Origin of the sequence: Dietzia sp. SLG310A2-38A2 (assembly GCF_014145095.1) — a bacterium.
Lineage (GTDB): Bacteria > Actinomycetota > Actinomycetes > Mycobacteriales > Mycobacteriaceae > Dietzia.
Map to the genome: position 1 here is coordinate 1 of NZ_JAALDX010000532.1, position 2,014 is coordinate 2,014.

1 protein-coding gene and 1 pseudogene are annotated in these 2,014 nt (G+C 68.0%); one reads left to right on the plus strand and one right to left on the minus strand.

Translation table 11 applies throughout. The features are described from left to right. Positions 1–17: 17 nt before the first annotated feature. A complete protein-coding gene (gene glf / locus G6027_RS16805; protein ID WP_182638136.1) occupies positions 18–1,217 on the minus strand; it encodes a UDP-galactopyranose mutase in 1,200 nt (399 codons plus the stop codon). Between the two features lie 472 nt (positions 1,218–1,689). On the opposite strand from glf, the pseudogene G6027_RS16810 reads away from it, so the two are divergent. After that, a pseudogene (locus G6027_RS16810) lies at positions 1,690–2,014 on the plus strand (hypothetical protein); the annotation flags it as partial.

Genomic DNA, 2,014 nt, shown 5'->3' on the forward strand with positions numbered 1-2,014 from the left:
GGGGGAGCGCCCGGCCGTCAGTCGGCGAGCGGCGTCCCGTCCCGCAGGTGCGGGGCCAGGGTGTTGTCGAACATCGTCAGCGCCGAGGCGATCGCCATGTGCATGTCCAGGTACTGGTAGGTGCCCAGTCGGCCGCCGAAGATCACGCGGTTCGTCGCTGTCTCGGCCTTGGCGCGGTCGCGGTACAGGGCCAGTCGCTCGCGGTCGGTGGACTCGTTGATCGGGTAGTACGGCTCGTCCTCGCGCTCGGCGAAGCGGCTGTACTCGCGCATGATCACGGTCTTGTCCGTGGGGTAGTTCGTCCGCTCGGGGTGGAAGTGCCGGAACTCGTGGATGCGGGTGTAGTCGTACTCCGCGTCGTTGTAGTTCATCACCGGGGTGCCCTGGAAGTCGCCGGTGGGCAGGACCTCGGTCTCGAAGTCCAGGGTGCGCCACCCGAGCTCGCCCTCGGCGTAGTCGAAGTACCGGTCCAGCGGGCCGGTGTAGACCACGGGCGCGTCGGGGCTCGCCGCGCGGACGGCCTCGCGGACGTCGAACCAGTCGGTGTCCAGCACCACGTCGATCTTCTCGTCCGCCGCCATGTTCTCCAGCCACGCGGTGTAGCCGTCGACCGGCAGGCCCTCGTGGGTGTCGTTGAAGTAGCGGTTGTCGAACGTGTAGCGCACGGGCAGACGGGTGATGTTGCCGGCGGGCAGGTTCTTGGGGTCGGTCTGCCACTGCTTGGCGGTGTAGTCCTTGATGAACGCCTCGTAGAGCGGCCGCCCGATCAGCGAGATGGCCTTCTCCTCGAAGTTGGCCGCGTCCTCGGCGGAGAATTCCGCGGCCTGCTCGGCGATGAGCTCGCGTGCCTCGTCCGGGGAGTAGTACCGGCCGAAGAACTGGTTGATCAGCCCCAGTCCCATGGGGAACTGGTAGGCCGTGCCCTTGTGCATCGCGAACACGCGGTGCTGGTAGCCGGTGAAGTCGGTGAAGCGGTTGACGTACTCCCACACCCGCTCGTTGGAGGTGTGGAACAGGTGCGCGCCGTACTTGTGGATCTCGATCCCGGTCTCGGGCTCGGGCTCCGAGTAGGCGTTGCCGCCGATGTGGTGCCGCCGGTCGAGCACCAGTACGCGCTTGCCGAGCTCGGCCGCGGCCCGCTCAGCGACCGTCAGGCCGAAGAAACCGGACCCCACCACGATGAGGTCATAGGTCCCCCACTGCCGATCGCCTGCCATCACTTCGAGCCTTCCCGTAGTCCGTCGCCGAGTCGCGGCGCCTTGTCCAACACCGCGTCTGGTCCAACACTGCTTCTGGTCTAACACTGCTTCTGCTCCGTCGCCGCCCCTGGTCAGGCGCTGCGCCCGGCGTGTCCACGCGCCGGGCGGCGCGGGTCCGGGTCCAAGGGTATCGGGCGGGGGTGGCGAGTGGCCCGGTGCCACACCAGGTGACGACGACGAGGACAGCCCCACCCGCGCCCGGTGCTGCTGCTCAGGTCACGCGTCGGGCCGCCTCATCGTCGTACATCGGTTCGAAACTACATGGTTGTGACCCCAAAATTCACTCCCGTACCACTTGGTTTCACGCGTTTCTTAGCTACCATTGATCACGTTCGTCACATTCGTCCCAGTGGTCGCGGTCGCCCGCGGCCGCCGGGAAGAAGTGTTCCGCAGCTGGATCGCGAGACACAGACCTGATCTGGAGAAGCCCTTGAGAACACGACGCCGCCCCCTGAACGTCAGCGGTCGACGCAGGACCCTCGCCCTCGCGGTGGCGGTCGCGGCGTCCGTCGTCACGCCCCTCGCCGTGTACGGGGCGGACCACCTGGTCGAGTCCGGAGACGACATCGCCGCCACCGCGGGCGCCGCCGTTCCCACCGGGACGGCCGAGGTCGCATTGGCCGACGCTCCGGCCGCGGCGGGCGTGGACACCGACATCGCGGTGGGCTCCGCCCCGGTCAAGGAGGTCACCTCCGAGACCCCGTTCTCGATGGTCGGCGTCACGTGGAAGGGCTACAACCCGGAGGCCGTCGCGG

Excerpts from the sequence above, each read along its gene's own strand:
- glf (WP_182638136.1), bottom strand. The coding sequence starts at position 1,217 with ATGGCAGGCGATCGGCAGTGGGGGACCTATGACCTCATCGTGGTGGGG.